The sequence below is a fragment of the Burkholderiales bacterium genome, assembly GCA_036262035.1.
GTDB lineage: Bacteria > Pseudomonadota > Gammaproteobacteria > Burkholderiales > SG8-41 > JAQGMV01.
This window is the reverse complement of sequence record DATAJS010000010.1, coordinates 853,568-875,890: the sequence shown is the minus strand read 5'-3', so window position 1 is coordinate 875,890 and position 22,323 is coordinate 853,568. Positions and strand designations below refer to the sequence as shown.

22 protein-coding genes are annotated in these 22,323 nt (G+C 66.6%); 5 read left to right on the top strand and 17 right to left on the bottom strand.

Features of this window, described 5'->3' with window-relative positions; all coding sequences use genetic code 11:
- Positions 1-2: 2 nt before the first annotated feature.
- From VHP37_12110 to VHP37_12085, 6 genes are all read right to left on the bottom strand, one after another.
- Complete coding sequence (locus VHP37_12110) at positions 3-2,126, bottom strand: TRAP transporter fused permease subunit (protein ID HEX2827085.1); 2,124 nt, start codon at positions 2,124-2,126, stop codon at positions 3-5.
- A gap of 102 nt (positions 2,127-2,228) precedes the next feature.
- A complete protein-coding gene (locus VHP37_12105; protein ID HEX2827084.1) occupies positions 2,229-3,200 on the bottom strand; it encodes a TAXI family TRAP transporter solute-binding subunit in 972 nt (323 codons plus the stop codon).
- Between the two features lie 175 nt (positions 3,201-3,375).
- Positions 3,376-3,795 (bottom strand): VOC family protein, encoded by a 420-nt coding sequence (locus tag VHP37_12100; protein HEX2827083.1) that lies wholly within the window; start codon positions 3,793-3,795, stop codon positions 3,376-3,378.
- A 160-nt stretch (positions 3,796-3,955) separates the two neighbouring features.
- The gene (locus VHP37_12095; GenBank protein ID HEX2827082.1) at positions 3,956-4,729 is read right to left on the bottom strand and encodes an alpha/beta fold hydrolase; all 774 of its coding nucleotides are present in this window, start codon (positions 4,727-4,729) and stop codon (positions 3,956-3,958) included.
- Positions 4,726-5,046 (bottom strand): hypothetical protein, encoded by a 321-nt coding sequence (locus tag VHP37_12090; protein ID HEX2827081.1) that lies wholly within the window; start codon positions 5,044-5,046, stop codon positions 4,726-4,728. The genes VHP37_12095 and VHP37_12090 overlap by 4 nt, the downstream gene beginning before the upstream one ends.
- A 31-nt stretch (positions 5,047-5,077) precedes the next feature.
- A complete protein-coding gene (locus VHP37_12085) occupies positions 5,078-6,283 on the bottom strand; it encodes an MFS transporter (GenBank protein ID HEX2827080.1) in 1,206 nt (401 codons plus the stop codon).
- A 49-nt stretch (positions 6,284-6,332) separates the two neighbouring features.
- Here VHP37_12085 and VHP37_12080 point away from each other — a divergent pair, with 49 nt between their 5' ends.
- The gene (locus VHP37_12080) at positions 6,333-8,462 is read left to right on the top strand and encodes a carboxypeptidase-like regulatory domain-containing protein (GenBank protein ID HEX2827079.1); all 2,130 of its coding nucleotides are present in this window, start codon (positions 6,333-6,335) and stop codon (positions 8,460-8,462) included.
- 83 nt (positions 8,463-8,545) lie between these two features.
- On the opposite strand, the gene VHP37_12075 is transcribed toward VHP37_12080, so the two are convergent.
- On the bottom strand, positions 8,546-8,683 hold the full coding sequence (locus VHP37_12075) for a hypothetical protein (protein HEX2827078.1): 138 nt from the start codon (positions 8,681-8,683) through the stop codon (positions 8,546-8,548).
- Positions 8,684-8,847: 164 nt separating this feature from the next.
- On the opposite strand from VHP37_12075, the gene VHP37_12070 reads away from it, so the two are divergent.
- Together VHP37_12070 and VHP37_12065 are read left to right on the top strand one after the other, a co-directional pair.
- Positions 8,848-9,531 (top strand): HAD family phosphatase, encoded by a 684-nt coding sequence (locus tag VHP37_12070; GenBank protein ID HEX2827077.1) that lies wholly within the window; start codon positions 8,848-8,850, stop codon positions 9,529-9,531.
- 27 nt (positions 9,532-9,558) lie between these two features.
- Positions 9,559-9,852 (top strand): DUF1330 domain-containing protein, encoded by a 294-nt coding sequence (locus tag VHP37_12065; protein ID HEX2827076.1) that lies wholly within the window; start codon positions 9,559-9,561, stop codon positions 9,850-9,852.
- 115 nt (positions 9,853-9,967) lie between these two features.
- Here VHP37_12065 and VHP37_12060 read toward each other — a convergent pair whose 3' ends face one another.
- The 4 genes from VHP37_12060 to VHP37_12045 form a co-directional block, all read right to left on the bottom strand.
- Positions 9,968-11,272 (bottom strand): sorbosone dehydrogenase family protein, encoded by a 1,305-nt coding sequence (locus tag VHP37_12060; protein HEX2827075.1) that lies wholly within the window; start codon positions 11,270-11,272, stop codon positions 9,968-9,970.
- Positions 11,273-11,427: 155 nt separating this feature from the next.
- Complete coding sequence (locus tag VHP37_12055; GenBank protein HEX2827074.1) at positions 11,428-12,858, bottom strand: PepSY domain-containing protein; 1,431 nt, start codon at positions 12,856-12,858, stop codon at positions 11,428-11,430.
- An 8-nt stretch (positions 12,859-12,866) separates the two neighbouring features.
- Positions 12,867-14,990, bottom strand: a complete 2,124-nt coding sequence (locus VHP37_12050; GenBank protein ID HEX2827073.1) for a TonB-dependent receptor — start codon at positions 14,988-14,990, stop codon at positions 12,867-12,869.
- A gap of 143 nt (positions 14,991-15,133) precedes the next feature.
- Positions 15,134-16,246 carry an amidohydrolase family protein gene (locus VHP37_12045; protein ID HEX2827072.1) on the bottom strand — a complete coding sequence of 371 codons (1,113 nt, stop codon included), beginning with the start codon at positions 16,244-16,246 and terminating at the stop codon, positions 15,134-15,136.
- Between the two features lie 86 nt (positions 16,247-16,332).
- Here VHP37_12045 and VHP37_12040 point away from each other — a divergent pair, with 86 nt between their 5' ends.
- Positions 16,333-17,409 (top strand): amidohydrolase family protein, encoded by a 1,077-nt coding sequence (locus tag VHP37_12040; protein ID HEX2827071.1) that lies wholly within the window; start codon positions 16,333-16,335, stop codon positions 17,407-17,409.
- 124 nt (positions 17,410-17,533) lie between these two features.
- Here the strand turns inward: VHP37_12040 and VHP37_12035 are convergent, their stop codons facing one another.
- From VHP37_12035 to VHP37_12010, 6 genes are all read right to left on the bottom strand, one after another.
- Positions 17,534-18,643: an amidohydrolase family protein gene (locus VHP37_12035; protein HEX2827070.1), complete on the bottom strand. Its 1,110-nt coding sequence runs from the start codon at positions 18,641-18,643 to the stop codon at positions 17,534-17,536.
- 16 nt (positions 18,644-18,659) lie between these two features.
- Positions 18,660-19,124, bottom strand: coding sequence for a thermonuclease family protein (locus tag VHP37_12030; protein ID HEX2827069.1), 465 nt, complete (start codon positions 19,122-19,124; stop codon positions 18,660-18,662).
- Positions 19,121-19,981, bottom strand: a complete 861-nt coding sequence (locus VHP37_12025; protein ID HEX2827068.1) for an alpha/beta hydrolase — start codon at positions 19,979-19,981, stop codon at positions 19,121-19,123. Before VHP37_12025 ends, VHP37_12030 begins: the two co-directional genes overlap by 4 nt.
- A 154-nt stretch (positions 19,982-20,135) precedes the next feature.
- Positions 20,136-20,594: a DUF6496 domain-containing protein gene (locus tag VHP37_12020; protein ID HEX2827067.1), complete on the bottom strand. Its 459-nt coding sequence runs from the start codon at positions 20,592-20,594 to the stop codon at positions 20,136-20,138.
- Positions 20,595-20,605: 11 nt separating this feature from the next.
- Positions 20,606-21,439, bottom strand: coding sequence for a TIM barrel protein (locus VHP37_12015; protein HEX2827066.1), 834 nt, complete (start codon positions 21,437-21,439; stop codon positions 20,606-20,608).
- A gap of 74 nt (positions 21,440-21,513) precedes the next feature.
- Positions 21,514-21,783, bottom strand: a complete 270-nt coding sequence (locus VHP37_12010) for a hypothetical protein (protein HEX2827065.1) — start codon at positions 21,781-21,783, stop codon at positions 21,514-21,516.
- Positions 21,784-21,885: 102 nt separating this feature from the next.
- Between VHP37_12010 and VHP37_12005 the strand changes: the two genes are divergently transcribed.
- The gene (locus VHP37_12005) at positions 21,886-22,116 is read left to right on the top strand and encodes a hypothetical protein (protein HEX2827064.1); all 231 of its coding nucleotides are present in this window, start codon (positions 21,886-21,888) and stop codon (positions 22,114-22,116) included.
- Positions 22,117-22,323 lie beyond the last annotated feature (207 nt).

Genomic DNA, 22,323 nt, shown 5'->3' with positions numbered 1-22,323 from the left:
CGTCAGGCCGGAGCCGGCGCCGCGGCGCGCAGCTTTTGCATCGCCGCGACCGCGATCAGCAGCGCGAGACCGATGTAATCGAACAGCGCCGCGGGATACACCAGCATGAGGCCCGCGACGATGAGCATCCAGCGCTCCAGCAGATTGGTCTGCCTGAGCAGCCACCCCTGTAATCCGCCCGCGAGCGCCGCGATGCCGAACGCTGCGGTGATCGTCACCCGCGCGATCGATCCCCAGTCGGCGGCCGCGAGGTTTTTGAACGAGCCGGTCAGCAGGAGGCCCACGCCCGCGGGGTCGAGCACGAACATGAACGGCACGAGGAACGCAGGCGCGGTGTACTTCCACGACTGCAGCGTCGTCTTGTACGGCCCGCCGCCGGTGATCGCGGCCGCAGCGAAAGGCGACAGCGCGGTCGGCGGCGAGACTTCCGAGAGCACCGCGTAATAGAAGATGAACATGTGCGCCGCGAAATCGGGCACGCCGAGCTTGATCAGCGCGGGCGCGGCGATGACCGCACAGATGATGTAGGACGCGGTCACGGGCACCGCGAGGCCGACGATCCATACGATGAGCGAGGTGAACATCGCGGTGAGCAGGAGCCGCATGTCGTGCAGGAGCTCGGGCGTGTTCGCCGCGCCGAAGAAGCTCCAGAACGCGACGAGGCCGTGCGCGCCGCTCTCGGCATAGTCGAGCACGATCTGGCTGAACTTGAGCCCGAGGCCGGTCAGCGTGACCACGCCGACGATGATGCCGGCGGACGCGCAGGTCATCGCGACGTTCAGCATGCCGAGCGAGCCGCCTTCGAGCGCCTTGACGAGGCCCGAATGCCAGACCGTCCGCACGCGCGGGCCCGGACCGGTGAAGAACTCGTACGGCACGATCGCGGTATCGCGGTGGAGGAACGACAGCACCGCGGTCGTCAGGGTCGCCCAGAACACCGAGAGCACCGGGGAGTAGCCGAGCAGCATGAACACGACGATCGCGAGCAGCGACACGAAGTGATACCAGTAGCGCCGCGCCAGCGCGAACGCGGTCTGATGCTTGTCGAGCATGACCGTCGCCATCCCGAACTTGCGCGCGTCGATCTCGACCATGATGAAGATCGCGAGATAGAACAGGATCGTCGGGATCGTCGCCATCAGGATGACGTCGAGGTACGAGATCTTCAGGAACTCCGCGATCAGGAAAGCCGCGGCGCCGAGCACCGGCGGCGACAGGATCGCACCGAGGCCCCCGGCGGCGAGCAGGCCGCCCGCGGCTTCGCGGCCGTAGCCCGAGCGCTGCAAGAGCGGCCAGGCGACCGAGCCGAGCGTCACCGTGGTCGCGACGCCCGAGCCCGACGGTCCGCCGAGCAGGAACGAGCCCATGACGACGGCGCGTCCCGCGCTCGACGGCTTGCCGCCCATCACCGCGAAGGAAAAGTCGATGAAGAACTTGCCGGCTCCGGTGTATTGCAATACCGCGCCGTAGATCGTGAACAGGATGATCAGCGTCGACGACACGTCGACCGCGGTGCCGAAGATGCCTTCGAGCGTCATGTACAGCGAGCCGACGAGGCGCGACACCTCGTAACCCTTGTGGGTCCACGGCGCCGGCAGGTACGGACCGAACAGCGCGTAGGCGAGGAACAGCCCGCAGATGAACGGCAGTATCCACGTCGAGCTGCGGCGGCAGCCTTCGAGGATGAGCACGATCAGCGCGACCCCGACCCAGATGTCGAGCGGCTCGGGCACCGTCGCACGGTCGCCGAGCTCGTCGCCCCAGTACAGGATGTAGGCGATGATGCCGACCGAGAGGAGCGCGAAGATGACGTCCCACCACATGAGGCGGTGGCGGAATCGCTTGTGGATCGGGAACAGCAGGAACACCAGCGCGAGCGCGAACGCCACGTGTACCGGGCGCAGGATGAAGGCCGGGACGATCTCGACCGCGGCGTAGAGGTGGAACAGCGACATCGCGATCGCGAGCAGCGTCATGATGACCGCCAGAACCCCGCGATACTTGTTGAGCGCGCCTTCTTCCTCCTCGATGAATTCCTCGAGGCGCTTCTTCTGCTCCTCGGTGAGCTCCGCCTGCTCAACGTTGAGGTTCTTCTCGTCGACGATCGGCAATTCTTTTTCAGACATCCGCTGCTCCTCCCGAAGGCGTTTCCCCGCTTCGTCCATCCGCATCATACAAACAAAAAACCCCGCGAAGGCGGGGTTTTGATCCGTGGAGCGGCGCAGGCCTTACTGGACTTTCAGGCCTTTTTCTTTGTAGTACTTCAGCGCGCCCGGATGGAACGGGATCGGCGTCGCCGACTGCTTCTGGTTCTCGAGCTTGAAGTTCTCGGCTTCCTTGTGGACCGCCACGAGCTCGGGCTTGTGCTCGAACACCGTCTTCACGATGTTGTACGCGGTCTGGTCGGACATCTTCTCGTTCGCGACCAGGATGTTCGCCACCGACGCCATGTGGTTGTCGGCGGCCATGCCGCTGTAGGTCGCCTTCGGGATCACGTCGGCGAAGTACAGGTTCCCGTACTTCTTGTTCATCGCCGGGATGAGATTGGCGTGGTCGACCAGCTTGATCTTCACGCCGGGGGTCGCGGCGAGGTCGGTCACCGCCGCGGTGGGCAGGCCGCCGACCCAGAAGAACGCGTCGATCTTCTTGTCCTTGATCGCGTTCACCGACTCGGCGACGCCGAGGCGCTCGCGCTTCATATCCTTGTCTTTATCGAGGCCCGCGGCTTCGATCAGGCGGAACGCCATGACTTCGGTCGCGCTGCCGGGCGAGCCGGTGGACACGCGCTTGCCCTTGAGATCGGCCATCGTGTTGACGCCGGTGCCGTCGACCGTCACCACGTGCATGCGGTTGGGGTACATGATCATGAGCGTGCGGGCCGGCACTTTGTGGCCCTTGAACTTGTCCTCGCCCTTGTATGCATCGAGGCCGGCGTCCGCCATCGACATCGCGATGTACGGCTTGCCGGTGCCGATGAGCTTGAGGTTATCGACCGAGCCGCCGGTCACTTCGGCGGTCGCGGTCAGGCCGGGCACGTGCTTCGACAGCACGTTCGCCATGCCGCCGCCGAGCGGGTAGTACACGCCGCCGGTGCCGCCGGTCGCGATCGAAAGCTGGATCTTCTCCTGCGCCTGAACCGGCGCCGAGAACGCGAGAACTGCGGACGCCGCCCACAGCAGCGCCTTCATGGTGCGAAACATGGAATTCCTCCTGTTGGATCGGCTCGGAACCGTGAACCGAAGAACGCGCAGTGTAGTGATTGCGTTGACTATTTTGCAAGCAGTTCGAGCGTGGGTGCGCGTTGAGGGAGAGACGTTCGGGTCCGTAGGGTGCGCGCGAGCGCACCGCGCCTTTAGCGGTGCGCTACCGCGCACCCTACTTCGCAAATACTTGGGACAGATCCGCGAACGACTTGAACTCCAGCGCATTGCCGCACGGGTCGAGGAAGAACATCGTCGCCTGCTCGCCGACCTGGCCTTTGAAGCGCACGTGCGGCTCGATGATGAACCGGGTGCCTGCCTTGCGGAGCTTGTCGGCGAGCGCTTCCCATTGAGTCATCGACAGGATCGCGCCGAAGTGCCGCACCGGGACGTTGTCACCGTCGACCTTGGACGTCGCTCGATGCCCGACTTCTTCGGGTGCGAGGTGCGCGACGATCTGGTGGCCGTAGAAATCGAAATCGACCCAGTCCTCGGCCGAGCGCCCTTCGGGGCAGCCCAGGAGGTCGCCGTAGAACGCGCGCGCCTTGGCGAGATCGTCGACGGGGAAAGCGAGGTGGAAGAGGGGGGTGGCCATGTTGGAACCTTCGTGGGAGACGATGCCGGTGGCGCTATTTTAAGGCCTTGAAGAAGTGATGAGGTAATGGCGCGCTGCCGCGCGCTCTACGGCACGGTGCGTTACGGCTGGCGCCTGACGCACCCCAAGTCCTCACCTTTACCTCATCACCTTCATCTCATCACTTCTTCTCCAAGCCGCGCAGCCACTCCACCACCATCTCCACCGACGCCTGGGGCGCATTGAGGTGATCGCTCGACGGCTCTCCGAGCCTGTTCGACCGATTCTCCGGCAGCCGCTTGAAGAGCGCGAGGTTGCCCTCGCGCAGCGGCGACTCCTCGCGCGCCGGCACGAGCCAGAGCACCGGCGCGGGCTTGATGCCCGCGGCGTTGCGCGAGAGGTTCATCGGGCCTTGCGGATCGAAGTAGCTCGCGAACACCGCCGCGCTCGCGCTGATGCGGCTCCTGCGTCCGCCGGTGTTGAAATCGGTGAACGAGACGACCTCGGCGCCCTTGCCCGCCGCGACGAGGTTGCGCGCACGGCTGACGTCGTTGGCGAGCGCCTGCGCGATGCGCGGCGCTTCCGGCCGGTGTCCCGGCGCGATCGCGACGATCGCGTCGACCTGGCTCCGGCCCGCGTAGTGCAGCGCATACGCCGCGCCCATGCTGTGGCCGACGAGCACGATGCGTTGGGCGCCGCCGGCCCGAAGCTTCTCGATCTGCGCATCGATCTCGGCGTCGGCTTCTTCGACGGTCCGGTCGTAGTTGCGCCGCCGCGACCACGGCATCTCGGGCGAGACCACGAGATACCCCTGCTTCGCGAGCGCGGAGGCGATCGCCGCGACGTGCTGGTCGGGCGAGCCCCACTTGCCGTGCATGACGACAGCGCCGAAATCCGCCGCCGCCGCGGCGGCCGACGCGACGGCCAAGACGAGCGCGAGGACGAGCCGCTTCACTTGCGCACGAACGCCCCGGGGATGTTCTTCAGCGACCGCTTCGCCTTCTTGTCCAGCGGCTCTTTGGCCGGCGTCTGTTTCACCGGCGCAGTCGTCCTGGCGGCGTGTTTCTTGGCGCGCTTACCGCTCGCGCGCTCGGGCTCCGGCGCGCTGCGGCCTTCGCCCGGCTGGAACTCCGGATCGCGCTCGCGCAGGTTCTGGAATTCCTGCGCGCGCTGGCGCAATTCGGCGGCTTCCTGCTCGCCCAGGTTGTCGGCGCCCCACGCGGAACCGGCGGCCGCGAGCGCCGCCACGAGCGCAACGAAGATGCTTTTCACCGAAGCCTCCTGTGGGAAGAAACGCCGGGCGCTAGGCCCGCGTTGACGGCGCTGCGAGCACGAGCAGCGTCGCCAGCGCGACCAGCGACAGCCCGACCGACAAGGCAATCGCCGCGCCGGCGCCGGCGCGCTCGAGCACCAGGCCGTACGCGTAAGGGGCGAGCGCCTGCATGGCGCGCGCGAGGACCCCGAGCACGCCCTGGCGATGACCATAGCCGGCGGCACCGAAGATCGCGAGCGGCAGCGTGCCGCGCGCGATCGTGATCAGGCCGTTGCCCGCGCCGTGCAGCACCGCGAACGCCATCGCGACCGCGGTCGGGCCGCCGAAAAAGGCGAGCGCGAATCCTGCGAGCGGATGGCACGCGGTCGCGATGCGCGCGCTCGCGAGCGGGTGCAGGTCGAAGCGGCGCGAGGCGGTGAACTCGAGAAAGCGCGCCGCGACCTGCGCCGGACCGAGCAGCGCGCCCGCGGCGATCGCGCCCACGGCGGTGGTGCCCGCCGCGACCAGCAGGCCCGGCAGGTGCGCGGCCATCGCCGAAGTGACGAACGCGGTCAGCGCGGCGAACAGCGCGAGCAGCACGAACGCGCGCTTTTCCTGTGCGTCGGCGCCGAATACCGATGCCGACGCCTCTTTGCGATCGGACGCGCTCGGCGCGCGCCGCGCGACCTTCGGGACGAAGAGCAGATTGACCGGCAGTGCGACCGCGATGTGCAGCACCGCCCACGCGTAACAGCTCACGCGCCAGCCGTAGCGCTCGGCGACGAACGCGGTGAGCGGCCAGCCGACGGTGCTCGCGAAGCCGGCGATCAGCGTGATGCCGGTGATCGGCGCGCGCGCCGCCTCCCCGTGCAGGCGCACCAGCGTCGCGAACGCCGCGTCGTAGAGGCCGAGCGCCATACCCCAGCCGATCGCGCACCACGCCGCGAACAACACCACGGGCTCGTGCGCCGCGCCGAGCAGCGCGAGGCCGCCCGCGAGCACGACGTTCGACAGGAGCAGCACGCCGCGACCGCCGCGGGTGTCGATCGCGCGGCCGGCCGACGGACCGGTGAGCGCCATGACGACGAGCGAGATCGAAAACGCGCCGAACACGGTCGACAGCGAGAGCCCGAGCTCTTCGGCGATGGGCCGCGCGAGGATGGCGATGAGATAGGTCGACGACGCCCACGCGATCGTCTGGGTGACGCCGAGTGCGAAGACCTGGGGCAGCGTTCGCGTTTGCGCTTGGGCATTCATAGCGACGCGCTTATTATCGTCGATACAACGACCGCCGACGGAGGAGCGCATGACGACGTCACGCTTTGCCGTAACAGCCCTGCTCGCGTCCGCGCTCGCGGCGTGGCAGGTTTCGACCGCGCAGGAGAAGAGCGCAGCAGCCGTCACCGTGAGTTCGCGCGACATCGGGGGCGTCGTCACCAGCGCCCAGGGGCCCGAAGCCGGCGTGTGGGTGATCGCGGAGACCAACGACCTGCCGACGCGCTACGTCAAGATCGTGGTCACCGACGATCGCGGTCGTTACGTCATCCCCGACCTGCCGCAGGCCGGTTACACCGTGTGGGCGCGCGGCTACGGCCTGGTCGATTCGCCGAAGACGACCACGGCGCCGGGCAAGCTCGTCGATCTCCGGGCGCCCGTCGCGCCCACGCCTGCCGCGGCGGCCGAATACTACCCGGCCGCGTACTGGTACTCGATGCTGAAGATTCCCGAGCCTTCGGAGTTCGGCACGAGCATCACCAGGGCGAAGACGCAGCCCGAGTGGCTCAACGTCGTGAAGACCAACGGCTGCATCACCTGCCACCAGCTCGGCAACAAGGCGACGCGCACCATCCCGAAAGACTTCGCGCACATGAGCGCGACCGACGCGTGGACGCGCCGCATCCTGTCGGGGCAGGCAATGACCTCGATGACCAACGCGATCTCGCGCGTCGCCGCCCAGCACGCTCTGAAGCTGTACGGCGAATGGACCGACCGCATCGCGGCGGGCGCAGTGCCGGCATCGCAGCCCGCGAGGCCGCAAGGCGTCGAGCGCAACGTCGTCATCACGCTGTGGGACTGGAGCCGCCCGACCGCGTACATGCACGACCAGATCTCGACCGACAAGCGCAAGCCGACCGTCAACGCCAACGGGCCGCTGTTCGGCACCACCGAAGAGAGCACCGACTTCCTGCCGGTGCTCGATCCGGTGAAGCACGTCGCGAGCGAGGTGAAGCACCCGGTGCGCGATCCGAACACGCCCTCGTCGAAGGCGCTCAGCTACACCGCTTCGCCCTACTGGGGCGAGACGCGCATCTGGGACAGCCAGACTTCGATGCACAACCCGATGCTCGACGAGCAGGCGCGAGTCTGGTTCACGGCGCGCGTGCGCCCGCCGGACAATCCCGCGTTCTGCCGTGCAGGCTCGGGCCATCCGTCGGCGAAAGCGTTTCCGCTCAATCGCGCGAATCGCCATCTTTCGATGTACGACCCGAAGACCCGCCGCTTCACGCTGATCAGCACGTGCTTCCAGACCCATCACCTGGTGTTCGCCGAGGACGCGAGCCACACGCTGTGGACGAGCGGCGACTCGGGGAACCAGGTGATCGGATGGTTCAACCGCAAGGTCTTCGAAGAGACCGGCGACGAGCAGCGCGCGCAGGGGTGGACGCCTTTCGTGCTCGACACCAACGGCAACGGCAAGCGCGACGACTACGTCGAGCCCGATCAACCGGTCGATCCGACGAAGGACAAGCGCATCGCAGCCGGTTTCTACGGCGTCGCGGTGAATCCGGTGGACGGCTCGGTCTGGGGCTCGTCGCTGGGCTTTCCGGGGAATCTGGTGAGGGTGAATCCGGGCCCCGACCCGACGCACACCGCGCTCGCCGAAGTCTTCGAGTACCCGGTCGAGATGAACGGCTACGGCGTGCGCGGCATGGACATCGATCGCAACGGGGTGGTGTGGTCGTCACTCGCGAGCGGGCATCTCGCGAGCTTCGACCGGCGCAGATGCAAAGGCCCGCTCAACGGGCCGAAAGCGACGGGCAGGCACTGCCCCGAAGGCTGGACGCTCTACGCGTTCCCGGGGCCGCAATTCGAGAACGTCAAAGCGAGCGGCAGCGTCGAATCGAGCTACTACACCTGGGTCGACCAGTTCGATACGTTCGGTCTCGGCCGTAACGTGCCGATCGCGACGGGGAACCTCAACGACGGTCTGCTCGCGCTCGTCGACGGCAAGTGGGTGATCCTGCGCGTGCCGTACCCGATGGGCTTCTACGCGAAATGGCTGGACGGCCGTATCGACGATCCGAACGGCGGATGGAAAGGACGCGCCTTATGGGCGACGACGTCGACGCGCGCGCCCTTCCACATGGAGACCGGCAAGGGCACACGGCCGAAGGTGGCGAAGTTCCAGCTTCGCCCCGACCCGCTCGCCAAATAGGGTATCTAAAGGAGGGAGGTCCAAGGAGGGGACCTTGGTTCCCTCCTTGGCGTTCTCCGGATCTTCAACGATTTGAGCACAGCTCAATCGTTGAAGATCAGGGGAAATGCGAAGCCGAAGCTGCAGAGGAATACGACGACCTTGCCGATGAACACGATCTTGCCGCCGAAGCTCATGTCCTTGAACTTCTGCGACGGTTGAGTCTGTTTGGTGTCCTGCACGAAACGCCTCCTGGGGATGGGAATGCGGCGTCCTTGCCCGCGGTCGATCACGTTAGCAACCGCGGCGTGTACGCCCGGTGCAGCGGTTATGAAGAAAGTGTGAAGGCACCGCACCGCGGCAGGGCGTGAGTCTTGCACGGGGCCTCGGTTCACAAGGAGGCGCCGTGCTCAAAGCCGTGATCTTCGACGTCGACGGGACCCTCGTCGATTCCAACCTCGGCCACGTCGAAGCGTGGCGCGAAGCGTTCGCCCATTACGGCAAAGAGCTGTCAGCCGAGGAGGTGTTTGCCCAGATCGGCAAAGGCGGCGACCAGCTCATGCCGGTGTTCCTGTCGCAGCACGAGCTCGAGCGCTTCGGACAGGCGCTCGAAGCTCTACGCGTCGAGATCTTCACGCGCGACTACCTGCCGGGTGTGACGCCGTTTCCCAAGGTCCGCGAGCTTTTCGAGCGCTTGAAGCGCTCGGGCGTGAAGATCGCGCTCGCGAGCTCGTCGCAAGAAGCCGAGGTCGAGCATCACCAGAAGACGCTCGAAGTCGAGGATCTCGTCGACGTCGCGACGAGCAAGGACGACGTCGAGCGCTCCAAGCCCTGTCCCGACATCTTCGAGACCGCGCTCGCACGGCTCGACGGCGTCGCTCCGGACGAGGCGATCGTGGTCGGCGATACGCCGTACGACGTCATCGCCGCCGCGCGCTGCGGCATGAAGACGATCGCGCTCCTCTGCGGCGGATTTCCGGCCGAGGCGCTGCGCGAAGCGGGCGCCATCGCGATCTTCGACGACGTCGCACAGCTTCTGGACCACTTCGAGGCGTCGCCCCTCGCGGCGAGCGCAACTGCATTACCATAGCCGGCCCGACACCCCAAGGAGAGAACGATGGCCAAAGGCTACTGGATCAGCTGCTTCCGCTCGCTCAAGGACCCCGAGAAGCTCGCGGCGTACGCGAAGCTCGCCGCACCCGTCATGCAGGCCGCGAACGCGAAGTTCCTGGTGCGCGGCATGCCCGCGAAAGTCTACGAAAAAGGGCTCGAGCAGCGCACCGTGGTGATCGAGTTCGAGAGCGTCGAGAAAGCGATACAGGCCCACGACAGCCCGGGCTACCAGGAAGCGCTGCGGGTGCTGGGCGATGCGTGCGAACGAGACCTGCGGATCGTCGAAGGACTCGAGTAGCAAGCCCTTAGCGGTGCGTTACGCGCCTGGCGGCGCTAACGCACCCTACGCGTCACCGTTTCATGTCACCGGTTTTCGTCACCGACTTATCCGTCACCGGTTCGTCCGTCACTTTTTACTTCGCGGCGGTAACCCTCCAAACCGTATTCCCCACGTCATCCGCCACCAGCAGCGCCCCGCGCGTATCGATCGCGACGCCGACCGGGCGGCCTGACGCTTCGTCGTTCTTCACGAAACCGGTGAGCACGTCGACCGGCTGCCCGGTCGGCTTGCCGGCTTCGAACGGCACGAACACCACTTTGTAGCCGCTGCGCGGCTTGCGGTTCCACGAGCCGTGCTGGCCGATGAACATGCCGTTGGCGAACTGCGGCGGCAGCTTGTTGCCCGCCGAAGACGCGAGGCCGAGCGCCGCGACGTGCGTGCCGAGCGCGTAATCGGGGACGATCGCTTTCGCGACGAGGTCTTCGCGCTGCGGCTTGACGCGCGCATCGACGTGCTTGCCGTAATAGCTGTACGGCCAGCCGTAGAAGCCGCCGTCGCGTACCGACGTGAGGTAGTCGGGCACGAGATCGCTGCCGAGCTCGTCGCGCTCGTTGACGACGGTCCACAGCGCGCCGGTCGAAGGCTCCCACGCCATGCCGTTCGGATTGCGCAGGCCCGACGCGAAGATGCGATGCGCGCCGGTCGCAGCATCGACTTCCCAGATCGCCGCGCGGCCCTCTTCCTTCTCGATGCCGTTCTCCGCGACGTTGCTGTTCGAGCCGACGGTGACGTACAGCTTGGAGCCGCCCCGATGGGCGATGACGTTCTTGGTCCAGTGATGGTTGAGCGGTCCGCCCGGCAGGTCGGTCACCTTCGCCGGCGCCGCGGCGATGTACGTGTCGCCGGCCTTGTACGGAAAGCGCACCAGCGCATCGGAGTTGGCGACGTACAGGTCACCGCCGACGAGCGTCATCCCGAACGGCGAGTTGAGCTTCTCGAGGAACACGGTCTTCGTCTCGGCCAACCCGTCGCCGTCGGCGTCGCGCAGCAGCGTGATGCGGTTCGCGCTCGGCACGCCCGCCCCGGCTTTCTTCTGCATGTGCTTCATGATCTTGCCCTTGATGCCTTTGCCGTCCTCCGGCTTGGGCGGGGCGTTGGTCTCGGCGACGAGCACATCGCCGTTGGGCAGCACGTAGACCCACCGCGGATGGTCGAGCCCCGCGGCGAAGGCGTTGACCGCGAGGCCCGCGCCGGCCGCCGGCGCGCCGCCCTGCGACCAGCCTTTGGCTTCGGCCACGTGCACGGTCGGGATCAGGGTCTGGTTCGGCTCCGGCAGCTTGGGATTCGGTCCGACGCCGGCGCTTTCGGGAAGGCGCGCGGTCTCGCCGCAGGCGCACAGCGCGAGCAGCGACAGGTAAATAAGCGTGTGGGGTTTCATGCGAGAAAAAAACGGAGTTGCAACACCGGCGAGCCGCAATTAGCGCGCCCGCCGGGTAAAGCGGTGACGTGTAAGGCGGTGACGGATGAAGCGGTGACGGGTGAAGCGGTGACGCAAGGCGTTCGCGCGGGTATTCCCTCCCCCTCAGGGGAGGGTTAGGGTGGGGGTGGATTTGGGTTTGGCTTCGTCAGCCGGCGCCAACCGATCACCACGCCGGTCATGCTGAACACAAAGCCGACTGCGCACAACACGACGACGATCGCGGTCCTGAGCGTCGGCCGCTGCATCAAAGCCGGGAAGTCGAGCGTATGCAGCGCACTGTAGAGCCACCGATACGCACGCCGCGACGGATCGAGCCTTTCCAGCAGCGCCCCGCTCGCGCCGTCGACGTGCAGCCACGTCTCGCCGCACTGCACGCGATACACCGGTGCACCGGGAGTCGCAGACTTCATCGCATACGCATCGTCGCCGCCCACGACGGCAACACTTCCGCAGCCTGCGAGCCGCCGTGCGGCGGCGGTCACTTCGTCGTCGGTGAGCCACGGCTCGTCGCGTAACGCCGAGCGCGGGAACGTCCGCAGGTGCTGGCGCTCGAGGTCGATGCGCTCGCGGCGGTACGCGCGGCCGCCGAAGTCGAACCACCCGAGCTCACGCGCGGCCGTTTCGGCGCCGGAGAGCGCGGTGGCTCCGAGCATCGTCACGAGAAGCTCGCCGGTGAACGCCCGAGCCTCGTGCGCATCGGGCTTGCCGGTCGAGAAGATCCGCCCGTGATCCATCGACAGCCACCCGCTCGCTATCCACGTCAGCACGAACAGCGCGCAGCCGATGCCGAGCGCGTGATGCCACGCGTGCCACGCGCGATACGGCGTCGAGAGGCTGCGCCAGCGCATGCGCAGAACGCCGAGCGCGACGCCCGCAATCGCCGTCAGGAGCGCGATCAGCGAGAGCGTCCACACCGTCGCATCCCACAGCGGCCAGTTGCGCCTGAGCACCGTCGGATAGATCCAGTGCACGACGCTGCCCGCATAGTTCCACGCGCGCTCGCGCCGCGTGGTGTCGCGCACCACTTCGCCCGTCTGCGAAGACACGTAGAGCTCGGTACCCGCGGCGTCGCCGAGCGCGATGCGATACAAGGGGCGGTGCGGGTCGAGATCGTTCGGCACGCTCCACTGGTCGTAATCGGCGAGCGCTTCGAGGCTCGCGTGCGAGACATCGAGACCGCGGCGGCGCGCGTGGTCGGCCGCGATCGCGACCGCAAGCTCACCCGTGCGCACGCCGGCTGGCGAGAGATTCTCCGCGTGCAGCGCGACGACGCTCGCGCCGGACCTGATCACGTAGATCGCGCCGTCGCTGCGCACGAAGAGCCGCACCCGATCGGCTTCGGCGAGGCCGGACGCGCGGATCGCGGCGTCGGGACCGTTCTGAATCGCGGTGCCCGACAGCGGCGCGAGCCCGTCGATGCGCTCGGCTTCGGTCAGCGCGGGGAACGGCACGAAGTGCATCACGATGCCGCTCGCGAACCACATCGCGAAGAACAGCGCGAACGCGACACCGAGCCAGCGATGGATCAGGGTCAGCGCGCGCATTGCGCCGTTCAGAATCTGAACGTCCCCGACACTTCGTAGCTGCGGCGCGCGCCGAGGAGGATCTGGTCGGGATAGAACGGATCGCCCCACGCCGCGTAGTGCTCGTTGGTGAGGTTGCGCACGCGAAACGCGAGCCGCGTCTTCCTCAAGTCGACCGCCGCGTAGGCGTCGGCGACGGTGTACGCGAGCAGCTTCACGTTGTTCGCGTCGCTGTTGTAGCGGTCGCCGACGTAGCGCACCGACGCACCGACTTCGAGCGGCGTGGTGGTCGCGAAGCGATACGACGCGCCGGCGTTGGCGACGACGCGCGGCACGTTGGGCGGTGTGTTGCCCGAGAACGTGCCGCCGGTGAAGACGTAATCCTCATAGCGCGCGTCGGTGTAGGCGTAATTCGCCCACAGGTTCCACGCGTTCGTCGGGCGCACGCCGACGGCCGCCTCGACGCCGTTCGACACCTGCCTGCCCGCGATGTTGAGCGACTGCCCGCCCTGCGCCGCAAAGACGTTGCGGCGCTCGATGTCGAAGTACGCGAGCGTCCATTCGGCGCGGCGGTCCCAGAAGAGATGACGCACGCCCGCTTCGTAGGTGCGCGAGCGCGTGAGGTCGAGCGGCTGCGTCGCTCCGAGCAGGAAGAGATTGTTCGCCGCCACGTCCGCGCCGGTCGCGTACTGGCCGTAGAAGATGAGCCCCGGCACGGTCTCCCACGTGAAGCCGATGCGGCCGGTCGTCGGATGCCACTTCTTCGAGAACGGGAAGCCCGCACGATCGGCGCCGGTCGGATCGGTCGAGCCGCGGTCGAGGTTGATGTGCTCGTGGCGCACGCCGCCCACCAGCGCGAGCGTCCTGGTGAGCTTCAGCCGGTCCTCGAAGACCGCGGCGGCGGTGTCGATGCGCGCGGTCTGGCGCTGCAGCGCGAGCGGGCCGTAGAAGCCGCGATTCGGATCGACCACCGTCACGGTGTCGCCGCCGAACGGCGCACCCGCGCCCGGCCGCTTGAAATCCAGCGTGCTCACTTCGAGCGCGACGACCAGGCGGTTCTCGAAGCCCGCCACGTTCGCGTCCCACGTGAGGTGCGCGTTGTTGCCCGCGAGGCTCTGATCGTGTGCGATGTAGAAGCGGTCACGGTTGATGGCGCCGCCCGCGAACGCGTAGACCTCGGCGTTCTTCCACTCGCGCTTGGCGGCGTAGTAATAGACCTGGTTGCGGAACGTCACGCCGCGCGCGACGGCCCAGTCCACACCGCCGCGCAGCCAGTACTCTTCGGCCTCGTTGACGTTGTCTTTCACGTTGTAATTGGTCTTGAGCGTTCGATTGTCGATCGCCACATCGCCGAGCGCGGGGGTGTTGCCGGCAATGATGCCGCCTTTCGCGTTGCCGCCCGAGAACGCGGCCGACACCAGCGGCGTGCCCCAGTACGCGCTCGCGCGGTCGCGCTTCGCCTCCGCCGCGACGAACACCTTCAGCGCGGACGACACGCGGGCATCGAGCTGGCCGGAGAGATGGTAGTTCTCGCTGTGCGTGTCGTGGACGAAGCCGTCGCCCGAAGAGCGCGAAAGATCGAAGCGATAGTCCAGCCCCGGCCGCGCGGTGCTCCCGCCGGAACCGAAGCTGGAACGCCAGGTGTTGAACGAACCGTAAGAGACGAAGAGCTCGTTCTCGACCGCGCCGGTATGCGGCGTGCGCGTGACGAAGTTGACCGCGCCGCCGGCGGCGCCCTCGCCCGACATGAGCGACGCGGGACCGCGCAGCACCTCGACGCGCTCGAGGTTCGCGCTGTCCATCACGCGCGAGGTCATGTTCTGCGGCCCGATGCGGATGCCGTTGTAGAGGGTGTTGATCTGGCTGCTGGAGAACCCGCGCAGCGAGAACGCCGCGGGCTCCGCGGGAAAGTCTCCCGCGGTCACGCCGACCGCGCCCTGGATCGCTTCGGTGACCGTGCGGTAGCCGCGCCGTCGCATCGTGTCCTCGTCGACCACGTCCACCGTCGCCGGAATCTCGCGCACCGGCAGCCCGAGGCGCGTCGCGCTGTCCACCGGCGCGTGGGTGTTGAGCGGCGTGACGGGCGCGTCTCTCACGACGACCTCGGGCAACGTCACCTGCGCCGCGTGCAGCGGCGCGCCTACGGTTGTCATTGCGAGGAGCATCAGCGACGAAGCAATCCCGTTGCGAACGAAAAACCGTGCGCCACGAGATCGCCACGTCGCGCTGCCGCGCGCCTCGCGATGACGGTTAGTGCCTCTGCGCGCCTCTGCGTCCTCTGCGGTTGAAAACGCCCTCACTCGATCTTGAGCAGCTTCGCCGCCGTGCGGCCCAGCATGTCCATGCGCTCTTCGTCGGTGAAGCCCGGCGTGTTCATGATGTGATCGACCGGGTTCTGGTGCCAGGGAATCGGGTGGTCGGTGCCGACGACGAGCTGGCTCGTGCCGACTTCGTGCGCGAGGTGGCGCAGACCTTCCGACGTGAACACCAGCGTGTCGAAGTACATGTCGCGCAGGTACTCGGTCGGCTTCTTCTTGAGCTTGATCGCCGGGTTGCACTGGTCCGGCCCGACGCGGCACGCGTTGTCCGAGCGCGGCGCGTACGACGGCAGGTAGCCGCCGCCGTGGGCCGAGCACAACTTCAGGTTCGGGAACTTGTCGAGCGTGCCTTCGAAGATGAGCTTCGACAGGCAGATCGTGGTGTCGAGCGGATTGCCGATCGTGTTCGCGAGCCAGCCGTTGCCCGCCAGCCTTTTATGCAGCTCGGGCGTGCTCTGCGGATGGATGAAGACGAGGATGCCGAGCTCCTGGCACTTCGCCCAGAACGGGTGGAACTTGCTGTCCGAGAAATCGACACCGGCGCAGCTCGCGCCGACCGCCACACCGCGCAGGCCCTGCTTCTTCACCGCGCGCTCGAGCTGCTGCACGGCAAGGTCGGGGAACTGCAGCGTGACCGACGCGAACGCGACGATGCGATCGGGATAAGTCCCGCAATACTCCGCGAGCCGCTCGTTGTTGATGCGGACGATCTCGACCGCCTTGTCCTTGTCCTCGCGATACCAGTGCGGGTTGATGCTGAGCGCCTCGACGTCGATACCCGCGGCGTCCATCTCTTTGAGCCGCCGCGCGCCGACCTCACCGATGCCCGGACCGCGCTCCTCGTGGGGCGTCTTGCCCTGCAGCGCGAGCGCTTCGGGAATCATGCAGTGCGCGTGCACGTCGATCACCTTGACGCGCTTGCCGCCGACGGTCACTTCGCGGCGTTTGCCCTGGGCTTGCGCCCCCGCGGCCGAACCTGCGGCTGCGGAAACAGCTTCCATCGGCGATTCGAGCGGCAGTCCGTCGCAGCCGGTATAGACGATCGCCGGCACGCTGCCGGCGTTGTTATGCGTGTGTGTGCCTGCGTGCATCGCTCCTCCCTCCTGTAACGCGTTGGTGTGATGGTGCGCAAGCATACAATACCGCGCTTTGTATCGAGAAAACGGAGGAGAGCCCGATGCTGTTCACATGCCGTCCCACCTCGTGCGCGGCCGCCGCACGCGCCGCCGATCGCAAGGTGGTCAAGCGCGCCAACACCACCCTTAGCGTAGACCTGCACTGCCACGTGCACACGCCCGCCGCCGACGACATGGCCAGGACCGAAAAGCACGGCGACGCGCTCGCGCGCTACGGCAACAAGCGCACCGAGCAGCACCAGCGGAAGCTGCGCGCGCAGCTCGACCGCAAGCTCACCTCGATCGAGCAGCGCCTGAAAGACATGGACGCGATGGGCATCGACGTGCAGGCGATCTCGACTTCACCCCTGCAGTACTACTACGGCGTCGACGCCGAGGTGGGACGGCAGACGTCGCGTGCGATCAACGAGCGCCTCGCCGAAGTCGCCGCATCGAACCCTGACCGTTTCGTCGCGCTCGGCACCGCGCCGATGCAGGACCCGAAGGCCGCGGTGAGCGAGCTCGAGTTCTGCATGAAGAAGCTCGGCTTTCGCGGGATGGAGATCGGCACCAACGTCGGCGGCGTCGAGATCGCCGACAAGCGCTACGAGCGCTTCTGGCGCAAGGCCGAGGAGCTGGGCGCGGTGATCTTCCTGCACCCGATCGGTTTCACCCATCCGTCGCGCCTCACCCAGCACTTCCTGACCAACATCATCGGCAACCCGCTCGACACCACCGTGGCGCTGGCGCACATCGTGTTCGGCGGGGTGCTCGAGCGCTATCCCAAGCTCAAGATCGTCGCCGCCCACGGCGGCGGCTACATGGGCCACTATCCCGCGCGCATGGACCACGGCTACAAGGTGCGTCCCGAGTGCCACGACCACATCAGCCGGCCGCCGTCGTACTACCTGAAGAAGATCTACTACGACACCATGGTGTTCGACGACAAACAGCTCGAGCACCTCGTCAACCTGTGGGGCGCCGACCACGTGGTCATCGGGACCGATTACCCATATGACATGGGGTACTACAAGCCGGTCGATTTCGTCGAGAAGACCGCGTCGCTGTCGCGGGCGGAGAAGGATCGGATCATCGGGGGCAATGCGGCGAAGCTGCTGGGGCTTCGGAAGAAGAAGTGATGGGTGAAGCGGTGACGGATGAAACGGTGACGGATAAAGCGGTGACGAAAAGCCGTGCGTAGGCAACTCCCGTCATTGTTCTATCCGTCACCGTCCTACCCGTCACCGCACTATTCGTCACTTTTTACGGCTCGATGCGCAGCAATCGAGCCGCAGTGGTGGACAGCATCGCCACTTTCTCTTCGTCACTGAAGTCCGGCGACGTGAGAATGTGGTCCACCGCCTTGTCCTCCCACGGATACGGATAGTCGGTCCCCATCACGATGCGGTTGGAGCCGACGTTCGCGGCGAGGTGGCGCAGCGCTTCGTGGGTGAAGATGAGCGCGTCGTAGTACAGGTCTTTCAGGTACTCGGTCGGCTTCTTCCTGAGCTGGCGGTTGCAGCGGTTGGGGAAGGTCACGCAGCCGTGGTCCGAACGGTCCATGTACGACGCGAGATAGCCGCCGCCGTGGGCCGAGCAGAGCTTCAATCCCGGGAACATGTCGAGCGTGCCCTCGAAGATGAGGTGCGAGAGCGCGATCGTGGTGTCGAGCGGGTTGCCGATGACGTTGTCGAGCACGCCGTTGCCCTTGAGGCGCCGCGCGAGATCGGGCGTGCCCTGCGGGTGGATGAAGACGAGCACGTCGAGCTCCTCGCACTTCTTCCAGAACGGATGGAACTTCGGGTCGGCGAACTCGTCGTCGCCCACGCTCGCGCCCACTGCCGCACCGCGCAGGCCCAGCTTCTTGACCGCGTGCTCGAGCTGCTGGACCGCGAGGTCGGGAAACTGCAGCGCGACCGATGCGAACGCGACGAAGCGATCCGGGTGCTGTCCGCAGAGCTCGGCGAGCCCTTCGTTGTTGAGCCGCACGCACTCGGTGACACTGTCGCGGTCGGCCTTGTACCAGAACGGGTTGATCGACAGCGCCTCGACGTCGATGCCCTGCTCGTCCATCGTGCGGATGCGGTCTTCCGGGACGATCACGATTCTTTTCTCGTGGTGATCGGCCGCGTTCATACCGACCGCCGCCATGCCGGCGGGAATGATGCAGTGCGCGTGGACGTCGATCGTCTTCACGCGCTTGCCCTTGACCACGACTTCGCGACGCTTGCCCGCGCTCTGCGCGCCCGCGCCCGCCGCGCCGCCCGCGGCCGCCAGCTTCGATTCGTGCGCGGCGTCGAGCAGGTCGCAGCCGGTGAAGACCACCGGCGGCAGCGCGCCGCCGCTCCGTGTCACGTTGTTATTGCCCAGCATGTCTTTCCTCCTGTGATTACTGCGTGAGTTTCGCCGACCATTCCCACGGCGGCACGGGCGTCGCCTCCTGCCACAGTCCGCGGCGGTCCGACTGCGCCTGCGCCTGCAAGGTCTCGAGCTCGACGTCGCGCCGCTTGCGCTTCGCCGTCCAGGCGAGGCCGCGTTTCACCTGTTCCTCGCTCGCATCGACGCCGTCGCATTCGGCCTCGCCGATGATGCGGCGGCCGGTGTCTATGCCGAGCTCGTCGAGCTTCACCGTGCGGTCCGCGCAGAGCGCGGCGAGCGAATCGCGCGCTTCCGCGCCATACGGCTGACCGATCTCCGGCGCGTCGATGCTCCGCAGATCGAGGTTCAGCACCTGCCGATCGACGCGCACCGAGAGCGTGTCTCCGTCGGGCACGCCGACGACGACGCCGGTGATCTGCGCGTGCGCGGCGCCGGCGAACGCGAGCGCGAGCAGCGCTGCGAGCGTCTTCGTCACTTCTTCAGGAACGGGCCGACTTTGTCGACGAACTCGACCGGGTTGTCGAGCGTGATGTGGTGATCGCTGTTCGAGATCTCGACGAATTCCACCCGGGACGAGCGCGCTTTCGCCTGCTCGTAGATCTCCTGCGTGATGCGCGGGCTGCGGTCCGCCTTGACCAGGAGCGCCGGGATCCTGATGTCGTCCCACAGCGGCATGCCGTCTTTCGGCTCGCGCGTCGAATACACCGCGCGGTCGAACTTGTAGCGCCACTTGCCTTCGTCGGTCTCCTTGATGCTGCGCTCGCCGATGTAGCGCACCACTTCGGCCGGCGCGAGCGCTTCGCCCGGACGCAGCTTGTAGCGCGAGACCATCTCCTCCCGACTGTCGTAATCGCGAGGCGGCTTGGAGCCGACGTCGCGCAGGAGCGCGATGCGCTCGGGCGGAAGATTCACCGACGTGTCGACGACGACGAGCTTCTTCACGCGTCCCGGATAGGTCGCCGAGTAGACCAGCGACACCATGCCGCCCATCGAGTGCCCGATCAGGACGAAGTCCTTGAGGTCGAGCGCTTCGACGAACGCGTTCACGTCGGCCGCATAGTCCTCGTAGAAGTACTTGGGCGGATCGACGTGCTCGCTGTCGCCGTGACCGCGCAGGTCGAGCGACAGCACGTGGTAGTCGCGCCTGAACGCCGGCGCGACGTAATCGAACCAGTGTGCGTGAGCGGCGCCGCCGTGGATGCACAGCATGACCGGCTTGCCGGCGGTGCCGTAATCGATGTAGTGGAGCTTGACCTTGCCGGCCTGGACGAAGTGGCTGGTGTAGGCAGCGGGCGTGACGGTGCTTGCTTGGGCTTCGGTGGACGGTTGCACTTCGCTGGGCCTTTTGCGGAAAGCGGAAATTCTAGCGTCTCCGCGGGCCCGTGAGCGTTGAAGTCAAAATGGATTCCCGATCGCTCCGCGCTGCCGCGCGGTCGGGAATGACGGGCATCCGTCGTTCCCGCGTAAGCGGGAACCCATTTGACTTTCACTTTTTCTTCGCCCGCGTCCTCGCCGCCTTCTTCGCCGCCGCCGAGCGATCCGCCGCGCTGCGCTTCTTCGCCGCTTTGCGCGCGTGCCGCGACAGCGCCTTCTTCGACGCGGCCTTGTGCGGCATGCGCTTCAAGGCCTTCTTCACCGCCCGTGCGCGTTTCTTCGAAGCGCGCTTCGCCGGGCGCTTCTTGCCCTGTCCGACCGCGTAGTCGCGCTTGGCGCGCTTTCTCGTCTTCCTGGACGCCGTGCCTTTCTTCGGCGGCGGCAGGTCGACGCCCGCCCGGCGGGCTTTGGACAGGCCGATCGCGATCGCCTGCTCGGTCGAGCGCGCGCCGTGCTTGCCTGCTCTTACGTGATCGATCTCTTCCTTCACGAACTCGCCGGCCTGGGTGCTCGGCGCCTTGCCTTCGCGCTTGTCTTTCCGCGCGCGTTCCAGCGTCTTTCTCTCGGGCATCGCGAACCTCCTTACTCCACGGCAACTCCCGCCGACCTCGCATGCGCCACGAGCACATCGCGCGCCGCCAGCATGTCGTCCAGCTTGCCGAACGCGTTGGTGTAATGCCCCTTGAAGCCGCGGCCTTCGACCAGCTTGAACATCTCGCCGAAATCGAGATCGCCGTCGCCGGGCTTCAGGTGCACCTCGTGGCCGTTGCGGAAGCAGTCCGCGAGCCTGACCTCCCCGACCAGCGAGAAATCGAGCGCTTCGGCGAAGCCGCGCACGCCGTCGGGGACGAGATGCGCGTGGTTGACCGTGAACGAGAGCCTCAGCGCGTTCGAATCGAGCAGCGGCCAGTAGTACCGCCACTCCTCCAGGGTGTGCGCGAGGTAGTGCACCTCGGCGTCGGCGGGCTCCTTGTTCAGGTTCTCGAGCAGCAGCCGCACGTTCTTCTTCTCGGCGTACTCGGCGATGCGCTTCAGGCGCTCGAGGCCGGCTTTCATGCGCGCCTCCTTGTCCTTGCCGAAGTGGTAGCCCGCGTGCACGACGATCCATTCGGCCTGAAGCTCGTGATAGATGTCGACGTACGCCTTGAGATAGTTGTCGACGCCGTCGGAGGCGTACGGCGCGTACTCGGCGACGTTCACCGCCGAGGAGGTGTGCAGCCCGAGATGGATGTCGTGCCGCTCGCGCATCGCGCATACCCCCTTGACGCGTGCGGCGTCGAACGAGGTGATCGCGTTGGCCGCGGTGTCGAGCTGGATGTCGAGGTAGCGCACGCCGGTCCTGGCGGCCCACTCGACGCCGTCCTCGATGCGGATGTTGCGGGAAAGATCGATGCCGATGCGATCGCGTAGCGTCACGGCGCCCTCCCTTCTCTCACGGAGACGCTACGGTAACAAAAAACCCGGCGGGCGCCGGGTTTGTCGTCGGGCGGTCAGGCCGCCTGCTGGTCGATGCGCGTGGTGCTGATCCCGTCGCCGTCGTCGGTCCAGGTGATGACCGCCGGGTGATTCACTGCGTCAGGCAGTGTGAGCTGGCCGTAAAAGCCCTGGCCGCGCGCGTCGTCGACGCATTCGTCGAGCGTCGGGAAGAGCTTGATCGCGGTGAAGAGCAGCGCGTCGTGCGTGTCGATCTGCCAGTACCAGAGGTAGCGGGACGAATTGCGCTCGTTCAGCGCCGCGGTTTTGAAGCACCACGTTGCCATGTAATCCCCTTCAAAAGCTTATAGTTATGTCGAGGCTGCTTACGGCGGCGTGAGTATAGTACGGCACCCGGGCAGCGGCAACCGCAAAAAGGACGGTGCAGCATGGACAAGGTCACGACGGCGGCCGGCGTGTACACGGTCTACCGGGGCTCCGAAGCGCCGCCCAGGCGCGAGCCCTACGATCCCGACAAATGGTATTTCGAGCCCGAGGCGTACGTGGGCTACACCATCTTTTCCGACGCTTACGACACTCCCGAGGACGCCCGCCGCGCGGCGGCGGAAACGGGGGAGCGGGAGGAGCGCCTCAAGAACGAAATTGGTGGCGGAGGCTGATTCGTCATTCCCGAACCGGCGACAGCCGGGACTATCGGGAATCCATTTTGACTTTGACGCTTTGGAAAATGGATTCCCGCCTGCGCGGGAATGACGCCCGCGACGCCTGCGCGGGAATGACGCCCCTCCGCCTTCGCGGGAATGACGCTCCTACGCCTTCGCGGGAATGACGCTCGTTACGCCTTCGCGGGAATGACGCCCCCTACG

What these genes read in the sequence shown, in the direction of transcription:
- VHP37_12110 (HEX2827085.1), bottom strand. Translation starts at nt 2,126, where the DNA reads ATGTCTGAAAAAGAATTGCCGATCGTCGACGAGAAGAACCTCAACGTT.
- VHP37_12105 (HEX2827084.1), bottom strand. Translation starts at nt 3,200, where the DNA reads ATGTTTCGCACCATGAAGGCGCTGCTGTGGGCGGCGTCCGCAGTTCTC.
- VHP37_12100 (HEX2827083.1), bottom strand. Translation starts at nt 3,795, where the DNA reads ATGGCCACCCCCCTCTTCCACCTCGCTTTCCCCGTCGACGATCTCGCC.
- VHP37_12085 (HEX2827080.1), bottom strand. Translation starts at nt 6,283, where the DNA reads ATGAATGCCCAAGCGCAAACGCGAACGCTGCCCCAGGTCTTCGCACTC.
- VHP37_12080 (HEX2827079.1), top strand. Translation starts at nt 6,333, where the DNA reads ATGACGACGTCACGCTTTGCCGTAACAGCCCTGCTCGCGTCCGCGCTC.
- VHP37_12065 (HEX2827076.1), top strand. Translation starts at nt 9,559, where the DNA reads ATGGCCAAAGGCTACTGGATCAGCTGCTTCCGCTCGCTCAAGGACCCC.
- VHP37_12060 (HEX2827075.1), bottom strand. Translation starts at nt 11,272, where the DNA reads ATGAAACCCCACACGCTTATTTACCTGTCGCTGCTCGCGCTGTGCGCC.
- VHP37_12055 (HEX2827074.1), bottom strand. Translation starts at nt 12,858, where the DNA reads ATGCGCGCGCTGACCCTGATCCATCGCTGGCTCGGTGTCGCGTTCGCG.
- VHP37_12050 (HEX2827073.1), bottom strand. Translation starts at nt 14,990, where the DNA reads ATGACAACCGTAGGCGCGCCGCTGCACGCGGCGCAGGTGACGTTGCCC.
- VHP37_12045 (HEX2827072.1), bottom strand. Translation starts at nt 16,246, where the DNA reads ATGCACGCAGGCACACACACGCATAACAACGCCGGCAGCGTGCCGGCG.
- VHP37_12040 (HEX2827071.1), top strand. Translation starts at nt 16,333, where the DNA reads ATGCTGTTCACATGCCGTCCCACCTCGTGCGCGGCCGCCGCACGCGCC.
- VHP37_12035 (HEX2827070.1), bottom strand. Translation starts at nt 18,643, where the DNA reads ATGCTGGGCAATAACAACGTGACACGGAGCGGCGGCGCGCTGCCGCCG.
- VHP37_12020 (HEX2827067.1), bottom strand. Translation starts at nt 20,594, where the DNA reads ATGCCCGAGAGAAAGACGCTGGAACGCGCGCGGAAAGACAAGCGCGAA.
- VHP37_12010 (HEX2827065.1), bottom strand. Translation starts at nt 21,783, where the DNA reads ATGGCAACGTGGTGCTTCAAAACCGCGGCGCTGAACGAGCGCAATTCG.
- VHP37_12005 (HEX2827064.1), top strand. Translation starts at nt 21,886, where the DNA reads ATGGACAAGGTCACGACGGCGGCCGGCGTGTACACGGTCTACCGGGGC.